This window comes from Nocardia sp. 852002-20019_SCH5090214 (assembly GCF_001665865.1).
GTDB lineage: Bacteria > Actinomycetota > Actinomycetes > Mycobacteriales > Mycobacteriaceae > Nocardia > Nocardia nova.
Map to the genome: position 1 here is coordinate 1 of NZ_LZMK01000124.1, position 13,938 is coordinate 13,938.

15 protein-coding genes and 1 pseudogene are annotated in these 13,938 nt (G+C 66.8%); 12 read left to right on the forward strand and 4 right to left on the reverse strand.

The window, feature by feature from the left end; genetic code table 11:
* Positions 1-252: enoyl-CoA hydratase/isomerase family protein (locus tag A5780_RS10920; protein WP_231982916.1), on the reverse strand; the 252-nt coding region annotated here is incomplete at its 3' end.
* Between the two features lie 129 nt (positions 253-381).
* Here A5780_RS10920 and A5780_RS10925 point away from each other — a divergent pair.
* Positions 382-1,131: an enoyl-CoA hydratase/isomerase family protein gene (locus A5780_RS10925; RefSeq protein ID WP_064908344.1), complete on the forward strand. Its 750-nt coding sequence runs from the start codon at positions 382-384 to the stop codon at positions 1,129-1,131.
* Between the two features lie 247 nt (positions 1,132-1,378).
* On the forward strand, positions 1,379-2,395 hold the full coding sequence (locus A5780_RS10930) for a DUF2889 domain-containing protein (protein WP_082976401.1): 1,017 nt from the start codon (positions 1,379-1,381) through the stop codon (positions 2,393-2,395).
* Positions 2,396-2,429: 34 nt separating this feature from the next.
* On the opposite strand, the gene A5780_RS10935 is transcribed toward A5780_RS10930, so the two are convergent.
* Positions 2,430-3,080, reverse strand: coding sequence for a TetR/AcrR family transcriptional regulator (locus A5780_RS10935; RefSeq protein WP_064908345.1), 651 nt, complete (start codon positions 3,078-3,080; stop codon positions 2,430-2,432).
* Positions 3,081-3,304: 224 nt separating this feature from the next.
* Between A5780_RS10935 and A5780_RS10940 the strand changes: the two genes are divergently transcribed.
* The 5 genes from A5780_RS10940 (at position 3,305) to A5780_RS10960 (ending at position 7,991) form a co-directional block, all read left to right on the forward strand.
* Complete coding sequence (locus A5780_RS10940; RefSeq protein ID WP_064908346.1) at positions 3,305-4,051, forward strand: TetR/AcrR family transcriptional regulator; 747 nt, start codon at positions 3,305-3,307, stop codon at positions 4,049-4,051.
* Positions 4,052-4,145: 94 nt separating this feature from the next.
* Entirely contained in the window at positions 4,146-4,340 is a 195-nt protein-coding gene (locus A5780_RS10945; protein ID WP_064908347.1) for a ferredoxin, read from the forward strand.
* The gene (locus tag A5780_RS10950) at positions 4,337-5,554 is read left to right on the forward strand and encodes an NAD(P)/FAD-dependent oxidoreductase (protein ID WP_197521721.1); all 1,218 of its coding nucleotides are present in this window, start codon (positions 4,337-4,339) and stop codon (positions 5,552-5,554) included. Before A5780_RS10945 ends, A5780_RS10950 begins: the two co-directional genes overlap by 4 nt.
* On the forward strand, positions 5,551-6,771 hold the full coding sequence (locus A5780_RS10955; protein WP_064908348.1) for an NAD(P)-binding domain-containing protein: 1,221 nt from the start codon (positions 5,551-5,553) through the stop codon (positions 6,769-6,771). The genes A5780_RS10950 and A5780_RS10955 overlap by 4 nt, the downstream gene beginning before the upstream one ends.
* The gene (locus A5780_RS10960; protein ID WP_064908349.1) at positions 6,768-7,991 is read left to right on the forward strand and encodes a cytochrome P450; all 1,224 of its coding nucleotides are present in this window, start codon (positions 6,768-6,770) and stop codon (positions 7,989-7,991) included. The genes A5780_RS10955 and A5780_RS10960 overlap by 4 nt, the downstream gene beginning before the upstream one ends.
* 11 nt (positions 7,992-8,002) lie before the next feature.
* Here the strand turns inward: A5780_RS10960 and A5780_RS10965 are convergent, their stop codons facing one another.
* Positions 8,003-9,547: a DUF4118 domain-containing protein gene (locus tag A5780_RS10965; RefSeq protein ID WP_064908350.1), complete on the reverse strand. Its 1,545-nt coding sequence runs from the start codon at positions 9,545-9,547 to the stop codon at positions 8,003-8,005.
* A gap of 306 nt (positions 9,548-9,853) precedes the next feature.
* Here A5780_RS10965 and A5780_RS10970 point away from each other — a divergent pair, with 306 nt between their 5' ends.
* Complete coding sequence (locus A5780_RS10970; protein ID WP_338067207.1) at positions 9,854-10,225, forward strand: response regulator transcription factor; 372 nt, start codon at positions 9,854-9,856, stop codon at positions 10,223-10,225.
* Here A5780_RS10970 and A5780_RS10975 read toward each other — a convergent pair.
* Positions 10,203-10,859 carry a response regulator transcription factor gene (locus tag A5780_RS10975; RefSeq protein ID WP_064908352.1) on the reverse strand — a complete coding sequence of 219 codons (657 nt, stop codon included), beginning with the start codon at positions 10,857-10,859 and terminating at the stop codon, positions 10,203-10,205. The two genes, A5780_RS10970 and A5780_RS10975, sit on opposite strands and share 23 nt — an antisense overlap.
* A gap of 192 nt (positions 10,860-11,051) precedes the next feature.
* On the opposite strand from A5780_RS10975, the gene A5780_RS10980 reads away from it, so the two are divergent.
* The 4 genes and pseudogenes from A5780_RS10980 to A5780_RS10995 all read left to right on the forward strand — a co-directional run.
* The gene (locus A5780_RS10980; RefSeq protein WP_082976402.1) at positions 11,052-11,771 is read left to right on the forward strand and encodes an MIP/aquaporin family protein; all 720 of its coding nucleotides are present in this window, start codon (positions 11,052-11,054) and stop codon (positions 11,769-11,771) included.
* A gap of 25 nt (positions 11,772-11,796) precedes the next feature.
* Entirely contained in the window at positions 11,797-12,441 is a 645-nt protein-coding gene (locus A5780_RS10985) for an HD domain-containing protein (protein WP_064908353.1), read from the forward strand.
* Positions 12,442-12,472: 31 nt separating this feature from the next.
* Positions 12,473-12,949, forward strand: coding sequence for a Dps family protein (locus tag A5780_RS10990; protein ID WP_064908354.1), 477 nt, complete (start codon positions 12,473-12,475; stop codon positions 12,947-12,949).
* 115 nt (positions 12,950-13,064) lie between these two features.
* A pseudogene (locus tag A5780_RS10995) lies at positions 13,065-13,938 on the forward strand (acetyl-CoA acetyltransferase); the annotation flags it as partial.

The window sequence follows — 13,938 nt, forward strand, 5'->3', positions numbered from 1 at the left end:
GGGGGCCGCGCCGTCGATCGCCGCCAGAATGGATGGCAGGTCGCCACCCGCGCAGAACGCCTTCTCGCCGGTCAGGATGACCACGTCCACGCGATCGTCGCCGTCCGCCGCGGCGAGTTCGCGTCGCAATGCCTCGATCAGATGACTGGTCAATGCGTTTCGCGCGGCCGGGCGATGCAGCGTGAGGATGCGAACCCCGCCACGCTGTTCGGTGAGCAGCATCAGCCCCTTCGACACTTCGGCGCGGGTCATGTGCACTCCTCATCGAGTTCGCGGCCGGATTCCCGCCACCATTCTACGCGACTTGTTAATCTAGGTTATCTATCTACCTGAGGAGCGGCCATGCCTCCCGTGGCACGCACGCTCCGGCGAGGAGAATCAATGGGCGTAACGATCGACAGGTCCGCACACGCCGCCATCGTCACGCTGCGCTGGCCCGAACGGCGAAACGCCCTCGGACCACAGGAAGCCGAGCAGGTCGCGGAGGCGATCGCCGAGGCGGCCGACTCGGGCGCCGCGGCGCTGGTCCTGACCGGCGAGAAGGCGTTCTGCGCAGGTGGCGACCTGCCATCCATTCTGGCGGCGATCGACGGCGCGGCCCCCGCTGAAGTCGAAGCAATCGTGTACGACCGCTTCCAGACACTTGCCCGGGCGCTGCGCGGATGCCGCATCCCCACCGTGGCCGCGGTGAACGGCGCCGCCATCGGACTCGGTCTCGACCTTGCCCTGTGGTGCGATCGGCGATTCGTGGCTCCATCGGCGCGGTTGGGGCAGGGCTGGGCCCGGATGGGATTGGTCCCCGGCACCGGCGGGGCCGCCCTGCTCGAGCGGTTGGCACCCGGCTTGCTGTGGAAGTTACTGGGCAGCGGCGGTGAGCTCACCGTCGACGACGCCGCCGCTCACGGTATCGCGGAGGTCGTCGCCGATCCTGTCGCTGCCGCGGTCGAGTTCGCGGCAGCGCTCTCGCGCGTGGGTTCGCAGGCCCTGGCGGGGTATGTGGCTCTCACCCGAACCGGACTGCCGGACGACGCGTACCTGCACGAGTGCGCCCGGCTCCAATCGCACCGACTCACCTCGGCCGATTTCGCCCGCCGGGTGGAGCGGTCCGGGCTGACCGCCAAGAAGGAGTGACACCACCGCAACCGCGGAGCTGCGGGGCGATGGCGGCGTTCGCCGAATGATGACCTCCGGCACGGAAATCGTTGAGCGCCATAGCGAATGGGGCGAGAACTTTCCGGGGCTGGCGTTCCGGTACCGGGATACGGCCGCGCATCCGACAGTGATAACTTACTAGGTACACCTCGTGCTCGGGGCGAGAGTTCGTCTCGGAGGCATTGTGCAGTGAGCCGGCGCGCGAACGATTCGAAGGAGGGCCGCCGTGGTTGTCGAGATACCGTTCGGCCTCGTTGCCAGGGGTCCGGCCGAGGCTACTCCCCCACGCCGTCCCGGTTCGGTGCGGCGCACATCGAGCATCGATATGTATTGGCCCGCGGGCCCGGGAACCCAGCTCCGGCTGATCGGGCGCGCACGAGATCTGTTGACCCCCAGCGACGGCGGCGACCCGCTCGTACTGCGCGAGGACAGCATGCGCGTGGGCGTCAACGCCGCGACCCGCACGATCGAGGAGATCGAAGCGACCCCGGCCCGCGCGAGCCTGACACAGTTGATCGGCGCGCGAGGTGGCGGGAATTCGCGCGCGGTCCTGGCCGAGGCGATGGCCGACGAGGCCTCGGCCGGGACTCCGCTGTACCTGCTGCTCGACGATATCGCGGGCGCGTCGCTCATAGCCGGGTTCGCCTATTCCCGATGGATCGACCGCGACCTGCTCATCCGGGAGATCAGCGCCGGGCCGGTCCGCAATATGACCGGAATCTGCACGGGATTCCAGCCCGGTTCCGGCGCGCTGATGCCCGACGGCTCCTCCAAATGGAACCATCAGGTCCAGCCCGTGCAACCACTGCCGCGCCCGGAGGATCCGGTGGGTTGGCATGCGCTGGAAGAGTTTACGGAGATGGCCATGCGGCGGGCGCGCCGCATCGATGTACATGTCGGGGACGTGATCACCATCGATTCGATGTTCCAGGACAGTTCGACGGTGCCGTCCGGCGGCCGCGTCGCGGTACACGAGTACCGGCTCACCGCCACCGCGGATCCGATCACCGGGCAGTTGCTCACGATCGACGCCGACCCCCGCGTACTGCCCTACGACGAGTGCCCCCTCGCCTCACGAAATGTCGGAAAGATCATCGGCACACCACTTTCCGAGTTGCGTACCGCCGTGCTCGAGAAGCTGCCCGGAACCGAGGGCTGCACTCATCTCAACGACGCGATGCGTGCGCTCGCCGAAGTTCCCACTCTGGTGCGCGCGCTGCGCGAGGCCGACGAACATCGCTGAACCGGACCACTACGGCCTCCGAACCGGCTGCGGCTCAACCGATTCCGATGCCATCCAGGCAGAACCGCACCAGGTGCTCACGGTCCGCCGCTGTCGGCACGGTACCGCTGTCGTGGTAACGGGAGGTCATGCCGAGAACCAACGTCTGCACGAACAGCGCGGCGCGTTCGTGATCGGCGACTCCGCCGTCGGCGAGAACGGTGTCGAGAAGGTGCAGCATCCGTGCGAAGCCGACAGGTTCGATCTCACTCTCGGCCCGGGCGACCTGCCCGACGTTCCACAGAATCACCGCGCTGAGTTGCGACAGACGAGAATCCTCGATCTGCGCGAGCACGCCCTCGATCCAGGCGCGGATCCGATCGTGCGCACCGGAGCACTTGGACACCTGATGCTCCAGGTAGCTGTGCAACGTCAGTAGCCCCTGCTCATAGGTCGCCACGATCACATCGTCGCGACTACGGAAGTGGCGGTAGAAGGCCTGATTCGTCACGCCGGCCTCGCGGACGATTTCAGCGACCGTGGGCATCTCGGTCCGCCCTTTACGCCGCATGACCTCCTGCGCCGACCGGATCAGCGTCTTCACTTCCTCGTCGTAGCGAACCTGCCTGGCGGGATTCGCGACCCGACGGAGGTGACGACCTCCCGAGACCACCGATTCAGCGGTCTTACCACTGCCACCGGTCACTTGCGGGGACCCCCTGATCTCAGAACCACATTTCGAAATGGCATCTCACGCTAGCACCCCATCGCGGCTGCCCGACCATCGGATACTCGCCACCACGATCCGCGTTCGACGACTACCCACTCCTGCCACAGCAGCGTCGACGGCACGGCACTCCGCTTCCCGAGAAGGAGGATTCGGCCTGGTCGGCGCGGTACGCTCGGCGGCGGGATCATGGAGGAGGCGATATGGCGCGGACGGCGGCGGGTAGCGGCGCGGGAAGGCCGCGTAGCCCCCGCGGCCAGGGCGAGGAATTGCGCACCGAGATCCTGGCGGCGGTCAATCGGCTGCTGGCCGAATGGGGCGGCGTCGACAAATTGACGATGCGCGCGGTAGCGAACGAAGTGGGCACCACCGCCGGAAGTATCTACCTGCACTTCACCGACAAGACAGAGTTGGTGTGGGCGGCTCTGTCGGACAAGTACGCCGAACTCGCGGCCCGGATGGCCGAGGCGGACGCGGGCGCGGTGCCCGATGGCGCGCGGGAACGGCTACGCGCGCAGACGCACGCATACTGCCGGTTCGGGCTCGAGCATCCCGGTCATTATCGGCTGATGTACGAGGTGCGCCAGCCCGAGGTCGATGTCGCACGCATCAGCCGGCACCCCTCGCGGCTGATCTCGGAGAGTTTGCGGCAAGGCTTCATCCGGTGCCGCGAGGCCGGCTTCGGGCTGGCGCTGCCGATCGAGCAGTCGGCGCAGACGCTCTGGCAAGCATTACACGGTGAGCTGTCACTGGCGCACAGCATCTTCTTCGATTCATCGACCGAGGCACTGGTGCTGGAATTGGCGGACGGGATGCTCGACGCTCTCGTGTCCGCCGCACCCGACGATGATCGCCGGTGGCCTTCGCCGACGGATTCGCCTGCGGCGCGCCACATTCGGTCGATGCTTAAGCGCGACGACGCTCCCGCGATGGAGCGCGACAACTCCTAGCGAATCCGGTAGACGGCTTCTCCCGCAGAGGCGTACACTCTTGACTGAACTTAGTTTAGTTACATTGGCTAACTAGCGTTGGAAAGGGTTCGATATGGAGATCAGCCTCGACATCGACAAATGCTGCGGAGCAGGTCAGTGCGTTTTCGCCGCCCCGGAAGTCTTCGATCAGCGCGACGAAGACGGTGTGGTGGTCCTGCTGGACGACAATCCACCGCAGGACCAGCTCGCGGCCGTGCGCGAGGCCGCCGCTGTATGCCCGGCCGCCGTGATCAGCGTGCGCGAATGACCCCGCACAACCCTCGCTCGGTGGTCATCGTGGGCGCCTCCGCCGCCGGTCTCAGCGTCGCCGAGGGACTGCGTCGCGCCGGATACACCGGCCGGGTGACCCTGATCGGCGAGGAACCCCACCTTCCCTACGACCGGCCACCGCTGTCCAAGCAGCTACTCGCCGGCGATTGGGACAGCACACGAGTACTACTGCGCAGCCAGGCCGACATCGACGGACTCGACCTCGATCTGCGGTTGGATCGGCGCGCCGTCGCCCTGGACACCAACGACCGGCACGTGCTTCTCTCCGATGGAGAACAGGTCGGATACGACGCTCTGGTGGTCGCGACCGGAGTGGCCGCGCGCCGACTGCCCGGGACCGATAACCTCGCGGGCGTACACGTGCTGCGAACGCTGGAGGATGCGCTCGCCTTCCGAGATACGTTGCGCGCGTTGCCGAATCTGGTGATCGTCGGATCCGGATTCGTCGGTGCCGAGGCGGCCGCGGTCGCACGGACACTGGGCATCGAGGTAACCATGATCACCGACGTCACCGCACCACTGTCGGATGCATTGGGCGCCGAACTGGGTGACATGCTCACGCAGGTCCACCGCGATCACGGCGTTCACATCGAGACCGGCGCCCTGGTCGACGCCGTGACGGCGGAGTCCGGACGTGCCACCGGAGTGCGGCTCGCGGACGGCCGGACGATCGAAGCCGACGCTGTTCTCGTCGGGATCGGCGCCACGCCCAACACCGATTGGCTGGCAGGCAGCGCCGTTCCTGTGGGCAACGGCGTGCACTGCGACGCCACTCTCCACGCCGGCTCCGGGGTGTGGGCAGCCGGCGACGTCGCCTGCTGGCAGCACCCCAGGACCGGCATCCCGACCCGGATCGAACACCGCACCAACGCCGCGGAGCAGGGCATGCTGGTTGCCCGCAACATCCTCGCCGGACCGGAGGCGGCGCAGCCGTTCGACCCTGTTCCCTACATCTGGTCGGACCAGTATGACCTGAAGTTCCAGATCTACGGTCGCACCCGAGGCGCACAACGAGTCGACGTCGTCGAGGGCAGCATCGCCGAGCGCAGGCTTGTCGCTCTCTACAGCGATGGTGGCCGGGTCTGCGGCGCCGTGGGTGTCAACATGCCCCGTGCCACTCGCGGCTACCGCGCACACGTCGCCGCGAATTCTCCTGTCGAACCTCTTCTCCCCGTTGGGATCTCACAATGACACACAATGAAGCGCGAGCCGGAGTCGTCGGCCTCGGCATGATCGGCGGCGGCGTCGCGGTGAGCCTGGCCCGCCGCGGCCGGGTTCCCGCCGTCTACGACATTCGTCCGAAGGCCGCCGACGCACTGCCCGGCGTCGACGCGCAGCTCGGTTCACCGGCCGACGTGGCCAAGGCCAGCGATGTCGTCATGGTGGCGGTAGTCGACGCCGACCAGGCCCGAGCCGTGATCGCCGGGCCGGACGGCGTACTCGCCGGTGCACAGCCGGGGCTGACGGTGGTGCTGTTGTCCACGATCGCACTGCCCGTCGTGCATAAGCTCGCACAGCTGTGCGCCGAGCATGAGGTCGGATTTCTCGACTGCGGCGTGACGCCGGGAGACAAGGCCGCCGAGAACGGCATGGTCGCCATACTCGGCGGCGACGACGCCGTAGTCTCTGCCGCAATGCCCGTCCTGCGGGACTGGGCGAAGAAGGTCGTGCACTGCGGTCCGCTCGGGGCCGGGATGGCTACCAAGATCGCTCGGAACATCGTCACCTACGGAAGCTGGCGCACCGTCCACGAGGCCGCTGCGCTGGCCGGTGCAGCCGGGGTCGATCCGGCGAAACTGGCCGAGGTCATCGACACCGCCGATCCGGAGGGCCGCACCTTGCTGCAACTGCTGCGCATGCGCGATGCGGCAGGCGAAATACCCGAGGCGCTCGGCCGCAAGATCGAGCCGCTCATGTCCAAGGACCTCGCCGCCGCCTGGGACCTCGCTGCCGAGCTCGGCGTCGACATCCCGCTGGCCGACGTCGCGCGAACCCGTGTGCGCGACACCCTCGATCTACCCTTGGAACAACCTGAGCGCACACCACGCGAGCGCGGCCTGGCCGCGATGGACGCGGTCTACGGCGAAGGCTTCAGCCAGAACATGCCCGGCGACAGCACTCCGTTCACCGACACCACCACCGAGCACCTGTTCGGCGAGGTGTGGGCCCGGCCCGGCCTGTCCATCCGCGACCGGCGACTGCTGGTGCTCGGCGCCACCGCCGCGCTCGGTCGCCCCGATCTCGTCCGGATTCAGGTGGGCGGCGCCCTCGCCGCCCGCGAACTGACGCCCGCGCAACTGCGTGAGGCAGCCCTCCAACTCGCCTACTACGTGGGCTGGGGTAACGCCACCGCCACCCACCAGGGCATCGAAGCCGCCCTGGCCGACTTCACCCAGGAGAAGAAATGACCGAGACCATCGTCCGCCAGCCCATAACCCGCTCGGCCACCGCCCCCCTGGATCCACCAGCCGAATATCACGAACTCCGGGAGGACAAACCGGTCCACCGGGTCCGCTTCCCGAACGGGCTGGAGGGCTGGCTGGTCACCCGCTTCGAGGAGGGCAGCGCGGTATTCGGCGACCCCCGGTTCACCGCCCGCCGCCAGCGTCACGACACACTGCCCGGTGAAGTCGGCGAGGCCGGGCAGGACGCGCCGTTCGACCCGGTGTTCGTGATGATGGACGAGCCGGACCACAGCCTCTACCGGCGGCTGCTGGCAGGCCGTTTCACACCGAAGAGTATCCAGAACAGGCTGCAGCCCTATATCGATCAGATCGTCGACGACCATCTGAACGCGATCGCCGCGGGCCCTGCGACATTCGACTTCGTGCAGGCGATGTCGCTGCCCATCCCCTGTCTGGTGATTTGCGAGCTGCTCGGCGTTCCCTACGCCGACCGCGACGGATTTCATCATGCCACCGAGGTCATGATGGATGTGGGCAACCCCCGCGAGGTGCGCGACAAAGGCGCGCACTGGCTGATCGCGTACATCACCGATCTGATCGCGGACAAGAAGCGCACCAACGCAACCGGCGACCTGCTCGCCGAACTCATAGCGGCACAACGCGCGGACGCTTCTTTCGTGACCGACGATCAGCTCATCGGGATGGGCGTACTCCTGCTGTTCGCCGGTCACGACACCACCGCCGCCATGCTGGGCCTGTCCACCTACACATTGCTGACCCACCCCGACCAACGGCGCTATCTGATCGAGCACGCGGATGAACCGATGAAGGTCGGCTCGATGGTCGAGGAGCTGATGCGCTACCTGACCATCGTCCAGTTCGGGCTGGGGCGCGTCGCTCTGGAAGATGTCGAGCTCGGCGATGTCGTGATCGGTCAGGGCGATCTGGTGGTGGTGGCGATGAACGCCGCCAACCGGGACCCCCGCGTCTTCACCGATCCCGACGTCCCCGACTTCGAGCGGAAGATGACCCGCCACTTGGCCTTCGGGTACGGGGTCCATCAATGCCTCGGCCAGAACGTGGCCCGCGCCGAACTGAAAACCGTGCTGCCCAAGCTCTTTCAACGCTTTCCCGACCTGCGCCTGGCCGTACCGGCGGACGAGGTCCCCATGGACGTCACCGGAACCAACTACGGCGTGAAGGAACTTCTGGTCACGCGGTGACGACAGCGGCGTCACTCGGCAGGAACGGGGATTGCCGCGGTCAGGGTGGTGCCGTGGCCGATGTGGCTGGTGATGTGCAGGTGGCCGCCGAGGGCTTCGATCCGGTCGGTCAGGCCGGTCAGCCCGGACCCCTTGCCGGGGTCGGCTCCGCCCACTCCATCGTCATGAATCCGCAGACACAGACCGCCGTCGTTCATCGACGCACACAAGGTCACCTCGGATGCCTGCGCGTGTTTGACCGCGTTCGTCAGCGCTTCCGCCGCAACGTAATACGCGGCGACTTCGGTGGATTCCGGCATGGACCGGTCGATGTCGACGGCGAGATCGACCGGGACCGCGGAGCGACGGGCGAGCGCCTTGAGCGCCGGGCCGAGTCCGCCGTTGGAGAGAATGGCCGGGTGGATCCCGCGGGAGATCGCGCGCAAGTCCTCCGACACGTCGACCAGCCCCCGAACGATCTGGGAGAGTTCGGTTTTCAGAATGTCCAACTCGGGAGGTACCGCGGTGCGGGCGGTCTGCAAGGCGAGTCCCAGGGAGACGAGGCGTTGTTGCGCGCCGTCGTGCAGATCACGTTCGAATCGGCGCCGAGCCTGGTCCGCGGCGACGACGATGCGGGCGCGGGACGCGGTGAGTTCGGCGTGCGCCTCGGTATTCGCGATTGCGGTCGCGACGAGGTCGGCGAACTCGGCCAGCCGCTGCTCGGTGTCGGGCGGTAACGGCTCTCGACCTGTGGTTCCGGCGACGATAGCGCCCCATAGTTGGCCGTCGACGACGATCGGAGCACCGACACCGGCATGCAGGCCATAGAAACGGATCAGCGCGGCGGCCGAGCCGGCGGCGCGGTCATGGCTGTCCATCCGGGCGGTGGTGCCGCTGTGCAACACCATCGCCGCCACATTGTCGCCCTCGAGGGTGAATCGCATACCCACCGGCATTCTCGGCAATTCAGGCTCGTCGCGGGCAGCGACGAGAACGGCCGAGCCGTCGGGCTGGAAACGCAGCAGGGTTGCGTTGAACACCCCGAGACAGCGGGCCGATTCCTGCGCCACCGCCGAGAACACCTCCGACGATGTCGCACCGCGCGCGACGAGGGTGGCCACCCGGCGCAACGCGGCTTGCTGCCGGGCCACGCGATCGGCTTCCCGGCGTCGTCGATCGGCCTCGGCCGCGTGCGAACGGGCCAGTGCGGCAAGGGTATTGGCCGATACCGCGACGATCAGGAACACCGCGACCGTGATGGCGTTCTGCGGGGCGACCGGGCCGGATTCGGCGGGCCAGTGCCGAAAATAGTCGAAGCCGATGGCGCTGACGACCGATGTGATCACCGCCGGCCCGAGTCCCCACACCGTGGAGATCATCAGGACCCCGAGCAGATACAGCACTCCGAACGAGTTGCCGGGAGCGATCCGCTCGAGCCCCAGCACCACCACCGTCTCCACAGCGATGACCAACGCTGCGACGGTGAGGCCGAGCGACAGCGACGGCGGCGCAGGGCGCATGGACAGTGAGAGCCGGCGGAAACGCCAGCCGCGTCCGTGTGACGGTTTCGGGATCATGATGTGGCGCTCACATCGATCATCGACGGGTATGGATGAATCCTCGGTTCCGACATCCATCGTAGCCGTCCACGTCATACCGTCATCCAGAGCAGGCCCTCCTACGTCCTCGTCGCAGTGACGTCCGCGGCGATGTCGCCGCCGCCGTGACCATCGTCGATGGTGGCGTGCCACCGTCGCGGCAAAGCCCGAATCGGGTAGAGGTCCACTCCGTATCGGCGAGCTTTTCCGGGTAGCGGTAATGCGCGGTGGGAGCGGCGGGGGCAGACTGCGATCATGATCGCGAGGGCCGACTCGCTGTGTTGCGTGATCGTCGACGACAGCCCCTTTTTCCTGGCTGCTGCCCGAAACCTGTTGCAGCAGCAGGGAATCAGCATTGTCGGCGTGGCAGCCACTGTCAGCGAGGCGCTGCGGCGCGTCGAGGAACTCCGGCCCGATCTGGCCCTGGTCGATATCGACCTCGGCGGGGAGAGCGGCTTCGAGCTGGCCGAGCGGCTGGCTGGGACATCGGTGCCGGTTGTGCTGATATCCACTCATGCGCAGCAGGATTTCGCCGACCTGATCGCGGAGAGTCCGGCGGTGGGTTTCCTGGCCAAATCGGACCTGTCGTCGGTGGCGATCCTCGCGCTGCTCGATGGACGCGACGGGGATCGGATCAGCGCGATTCGAGGAACGTGATCACCGCGAGCACTCGGCGGTGATCGTCAGCTTCCTCCGCCAGATCCAGTTTGGTCAGAATGCTGCGCACGTGTTTTTCGACCGTGCCCTCGGTGACCCACAGCTGCCGGGCGATACCGGCATTCGAACGTCCCTCGGCCATCAACGCCAGGACCTCGCGCTCGCGCGCGCTGAGCATCGCGAGCGGATCGTTGCGCCGTCGGGCCGACACCAATTCCGTCACCACCATAGGGTCGACGACCGAGGCTCCTTTGGCGATTCGCCCGAGGGTGCCGATGAAGTCCTCGACGTCGGTGATCCGGCTCTTCAGCAGATAGCCGATTCCGTGCCCGCTGGCCAGTAACTCCATCGCGTGTTCGACATCGGAGTGCGCCGACAGGACGAGGATGCCGATGTCGGGGAATTCCGCACGGATGACACGGGCCGCGTCCAGCCCCTCGGTGGTGTGCGAGGGCGGCATGCGAATGTCGACCACCACCACATCGGGCGGCTCCCGCCGAACCATCGCCAGCAGCTGCGCGGCGTCGCCGGCCTGCCCCACGACCTCGAACCCCGACCTGGCCAGCAGGCTCGCCACACCCTCGCGCAGCAGGACGTCGTCCTCGGCGAGAAGCACCCGCAGCGGGGTCGTCACCTGGGCTCGACCTCCTCGGATGCTCGGGACGCGACCGATCGGATTCGAGCATAGTCCGGGCGTATTGCAGCTGGCAGGTAGATCGGAAGTGGGGGTGGTGGGCACCGCGTATGGGCGTCAGCGCCGACGACATCGGCGTCCGGGCGAGCAATTCTGAGAGGTGTCCACCAGACAGATCCGAGGAGTCGTGACATGGTCACTTCCACAGAGTTCCGTTCAGCCGAGACGAACACTGCCGACACAGATATCGCGATAACCTCAGCCCGCCGGCTCGGGTCGAAATATGCGGTGGAGTTGATCGGCACCTTCTTTCTCGTATTCACGGTGGGGGCGGCCATCCGCAGCGGAAGCCAGCTCGCCCCGTTGGCCGTCGGCGCGGTTCTGATGGTGATGATCTACGCCGGGGGACACCTCTCCGGCGGGCACTACAACCCGGCGGTGACCCTGGCGGTGCTGGTGCGGCGCCGGATCGAGTTTCGCGACGCCGTGCGGTATTGGGTCGCACAACTGGTCGCCGGACTGCTCGCGGCACTGGTGGCGCGTTACGTGGTAGATCCGGCACGAACCGCGACCATGTCGACCCTGACACTGACCGGTCACACGCTGGGGGCCGCGTTCGCGGTGGAACTGTTGTTCACCTTCGCGCTGTGCTACGTGATGCTCAACGTCGCCACCAGCAAGAGTCACCCGGACAACTCCTTCTACGGCCTCGCGATCGGATTCACCGTCGTCGCAGGCGCATTCGCGGTCGGCGCGATCTCCGGAGGCGCGTTCAACCCGGCGGTCACCCTCGGTGCGGCGGTGATGGGTGTCTTCGCCTGGCCGACGCTCTGGGTGTATTTCGTGGCGCAACTCCTCGCCGCCGCGGGGGCGGGCGCGGTATTCCTCGCGCTCAACCCCGACGACGAATGACCTCAACCGATAGGAAGGCACGACAATGACGAAACCCACGCGCATCGCGGGGATCGCGATTCCCGACAGCCGAGTGGTGGCCGAGGCCACCGACCTCGTCCGCGGTATTGCTCCGGCGCTGCTGTTCCATCACTCTCGCCGCGTCTACCTGTTCGGGATGCTGCAGGGGCAACTGCGCGGGCTCGAGCCTGATCCCGAACTGCTGTATGTCGGGGCTATGTTCCACGACCTGGGGCTGACCGATGCCTATCGCACCGAGGATCGGCGCTTCGAGGTCGACGGCGCGGACGAGGCTCGCCGTTTCCTCCTCGAGCACGGCATCGAACCCGAAGCGGCACAACGGGTCTGGACTGCCATCGCCCTGCACACCACGCCCGGAATCCCCGAGCACATGGAACCCGAGATCGCACTGGTGACCGCCGGTGTCGAAACCGACGTTCTCGGCATCGGATACCACGACCTGGCACCCGCCGACATCGAAGCCGTCACCGACGCTCACCCACGGCCCGATTTCAAACGACAGATTCTCGCCGCGTTCACCAAGGGCTTCGCCGATCGTCCCGACACCACGTTCGGCACCGTCAATGCCGACGTTCTCGCCCACTTCGTCCCCGGCTTCGTCCGAACGGACTTCGTGGACGTCATCGAATCCAATCCCTGGCCCGAATAAATCGCCCCTCCACCTATCAGGAGCAACGATCATGACTCAGACCGAAACACGCCTCGGCTTCCACGCATCGGCACAACTGGCCGGCCACCTGCAGCGGGTCCTCGTCGACCTGACCGCCCTGCACCTGAACGGCAAACAGGCACACTGGAATGTCGTGGGTCACAACTTCCGCGACCTCCACCTGCAGCTCGACGAGATCGTCGATGCCGCCCGCGACGCGAGCGACACCATCGCCGAACGTATGCGAGCCCTCGACGCCGTGCCCGACGGTCGGCCGCGAACAGTGTCGGCCGCCACCGGATTGCCGGTACTCCCGCCCGGTGAACAAGACACCTCCAGTGTCGTAGACCTGGTCACCACCCAGATCCGCACCACTGTCGCGACGATGCGCGAGGTGCACGACGAGGTGGACGCCGAGGACCCGTCCACTGCCGATCTTCTGCACGCCATGATCGATCGACTCGAGAAGCTGGCATGGCTGCTCAGCTCCGAGAACCGCGGCAGATAGGCGTCATCGGTGAGCCGGACTACACAGCGTAGCCCGGCTCACCGCGGCAAACGGGTCGATGCCGACACTCGACTCTTAGAGCACATAGTGATAATAGTTAGATATGTACTCGGGTATGACCGACCTCTCCGAACTGGACTCCCGGACCCCCGTTCTCGTCGGGGTCGGACAGTCCTCCGAACGTATCGACGATCCCGGATACCGCGGGTTGTCCGCCGTCGAACTCGCGGCCGAGGCCGCCGCCGAGGCGCTGGCCGACACGGGTGCCGACACTGTCGCACTCGGCGCCGCGATCGAAACCGTCGCCGCTGTCCGGCAATTCGAGATCTCCACCCCCGGGGCTCGAGCACCACTGGGCAAGTCCGACAATTATCCGCGCTCGGTAGCGCGCCGAATCGGAGCCGACCCGCGTAAGGCCATACTCGAAGTCAGTGGCGGACAGTCCCCGCAACATCTGGTCACGGAAATGGCCGCGACAATCGCCCGTGGTGACCTCGAGGTAGTACTGGTCTGCGGTTCGGAGGCAATTTCCACTACCCGCCACCTCGCCAAGTCCGCCGACAAACCGGATTTCAGCGAAACCGTCGGAGGCGAGCTGGAAGATCGCGGTTACGGTCTCGAGGGCCTGTCCTCCCGGCACCTGGCCATGCACGGCCTCACCAACGCACCGAGCCAATACGCGCTGTTCGAGAATGCGCGACGAGCACGACTGAAGCAGTCGCGGGCGGACTACGCGCTGTCCATGGGCCGCCTGTTCGCGCCCTTCTCCGCGGTGGCCGCGGCCAATCCGCACGCCGCCGCACCCGTGCAGCGGGACGCGCACGAGCTGGCTACACCGACCGAGCGCAACCGATTCATATCCGAGCCCTATCCGCGGTTTCTCGTCGCTCGCGACCAGGTCAACCAGGGTGCGGCCGTACTTCTCATGTCCGTGGCGGCCGCCCGGCGTCTCGGCGTTCCGGAAGAGCGCTGGGTGTTCCTGCACGGCC

Bases quoted from the DNA above. Each gene is read 5' to 3' on its own strand.
- A5780_RS10925 (WP_064908344.1), top strand. From the start codon at position 382: ATGGGCGTAACGATCGACAGGTCCGCACACGCCGCCATCGTCACGCTG.
- A5780_RS10940 (WP_064908346.1), top strand. From the start codon at position 3,305: ATGGCGCGGACGGCGGCGGGTAGCGGCGCGGGAAGGCCGCGTAGCCCC.
- A5780_RS10945 (WP_064908347.1), top strand. From the start codon at position 4,146: ATGGAGATCAGCCTCGACATCGACAAATGCTGCGGAGCAGGTCAGTGC.
- A5780_RS10950 (WP_197521721.1), top strand. From the start codon at position 4,337: ATGACCCCGCACAACCCTCGCTCGGTGGTCATCGTGGGCGCCTCCGCC.
- A5780_RS10955 (WP_064908348.1), top strand. From the start codon at position 5,551: ATGACACACAATGAAGCGCGAGCCGGAGTCGTCGGCCTCGGCATGATC.
- A5780_RS10960 (WP_064908349.1), top strand. From the start codon at position 6,768: ATGACCGAGACCATCGTCCGCCAGCCCATAACCCGCTCGGCCACCGCC.
- A5780_RS10965 (WP_064908350.1), bottom strand. From the start codon at position 9,547: ATGATCCCGAAACCGTCACACGGACGCGGCTGGCGTTTCCGCCGGCTC.
- A5780_RS10980 (WP_082976402.1), top strand. From the start codon at position 11,052: ATGGTCACTTCCACAGAGTTCCGTTCAGCCGAGACGAACACTGCCGAC.
- A5780_RS10985 (WP_064908353.1), top strand. From the start codon at position 11,797: ATGACGAAACCCACGCGCATCGCGGGGATCGCGATTCCCGACAGCCGA.
- A5780_RS10990 (WP_064908354.1), top strand. From the start codon at position 12,473: ATGACTCAGACCGAAACACGCCTCGGCTTCCACGCATCGGCACAACTG.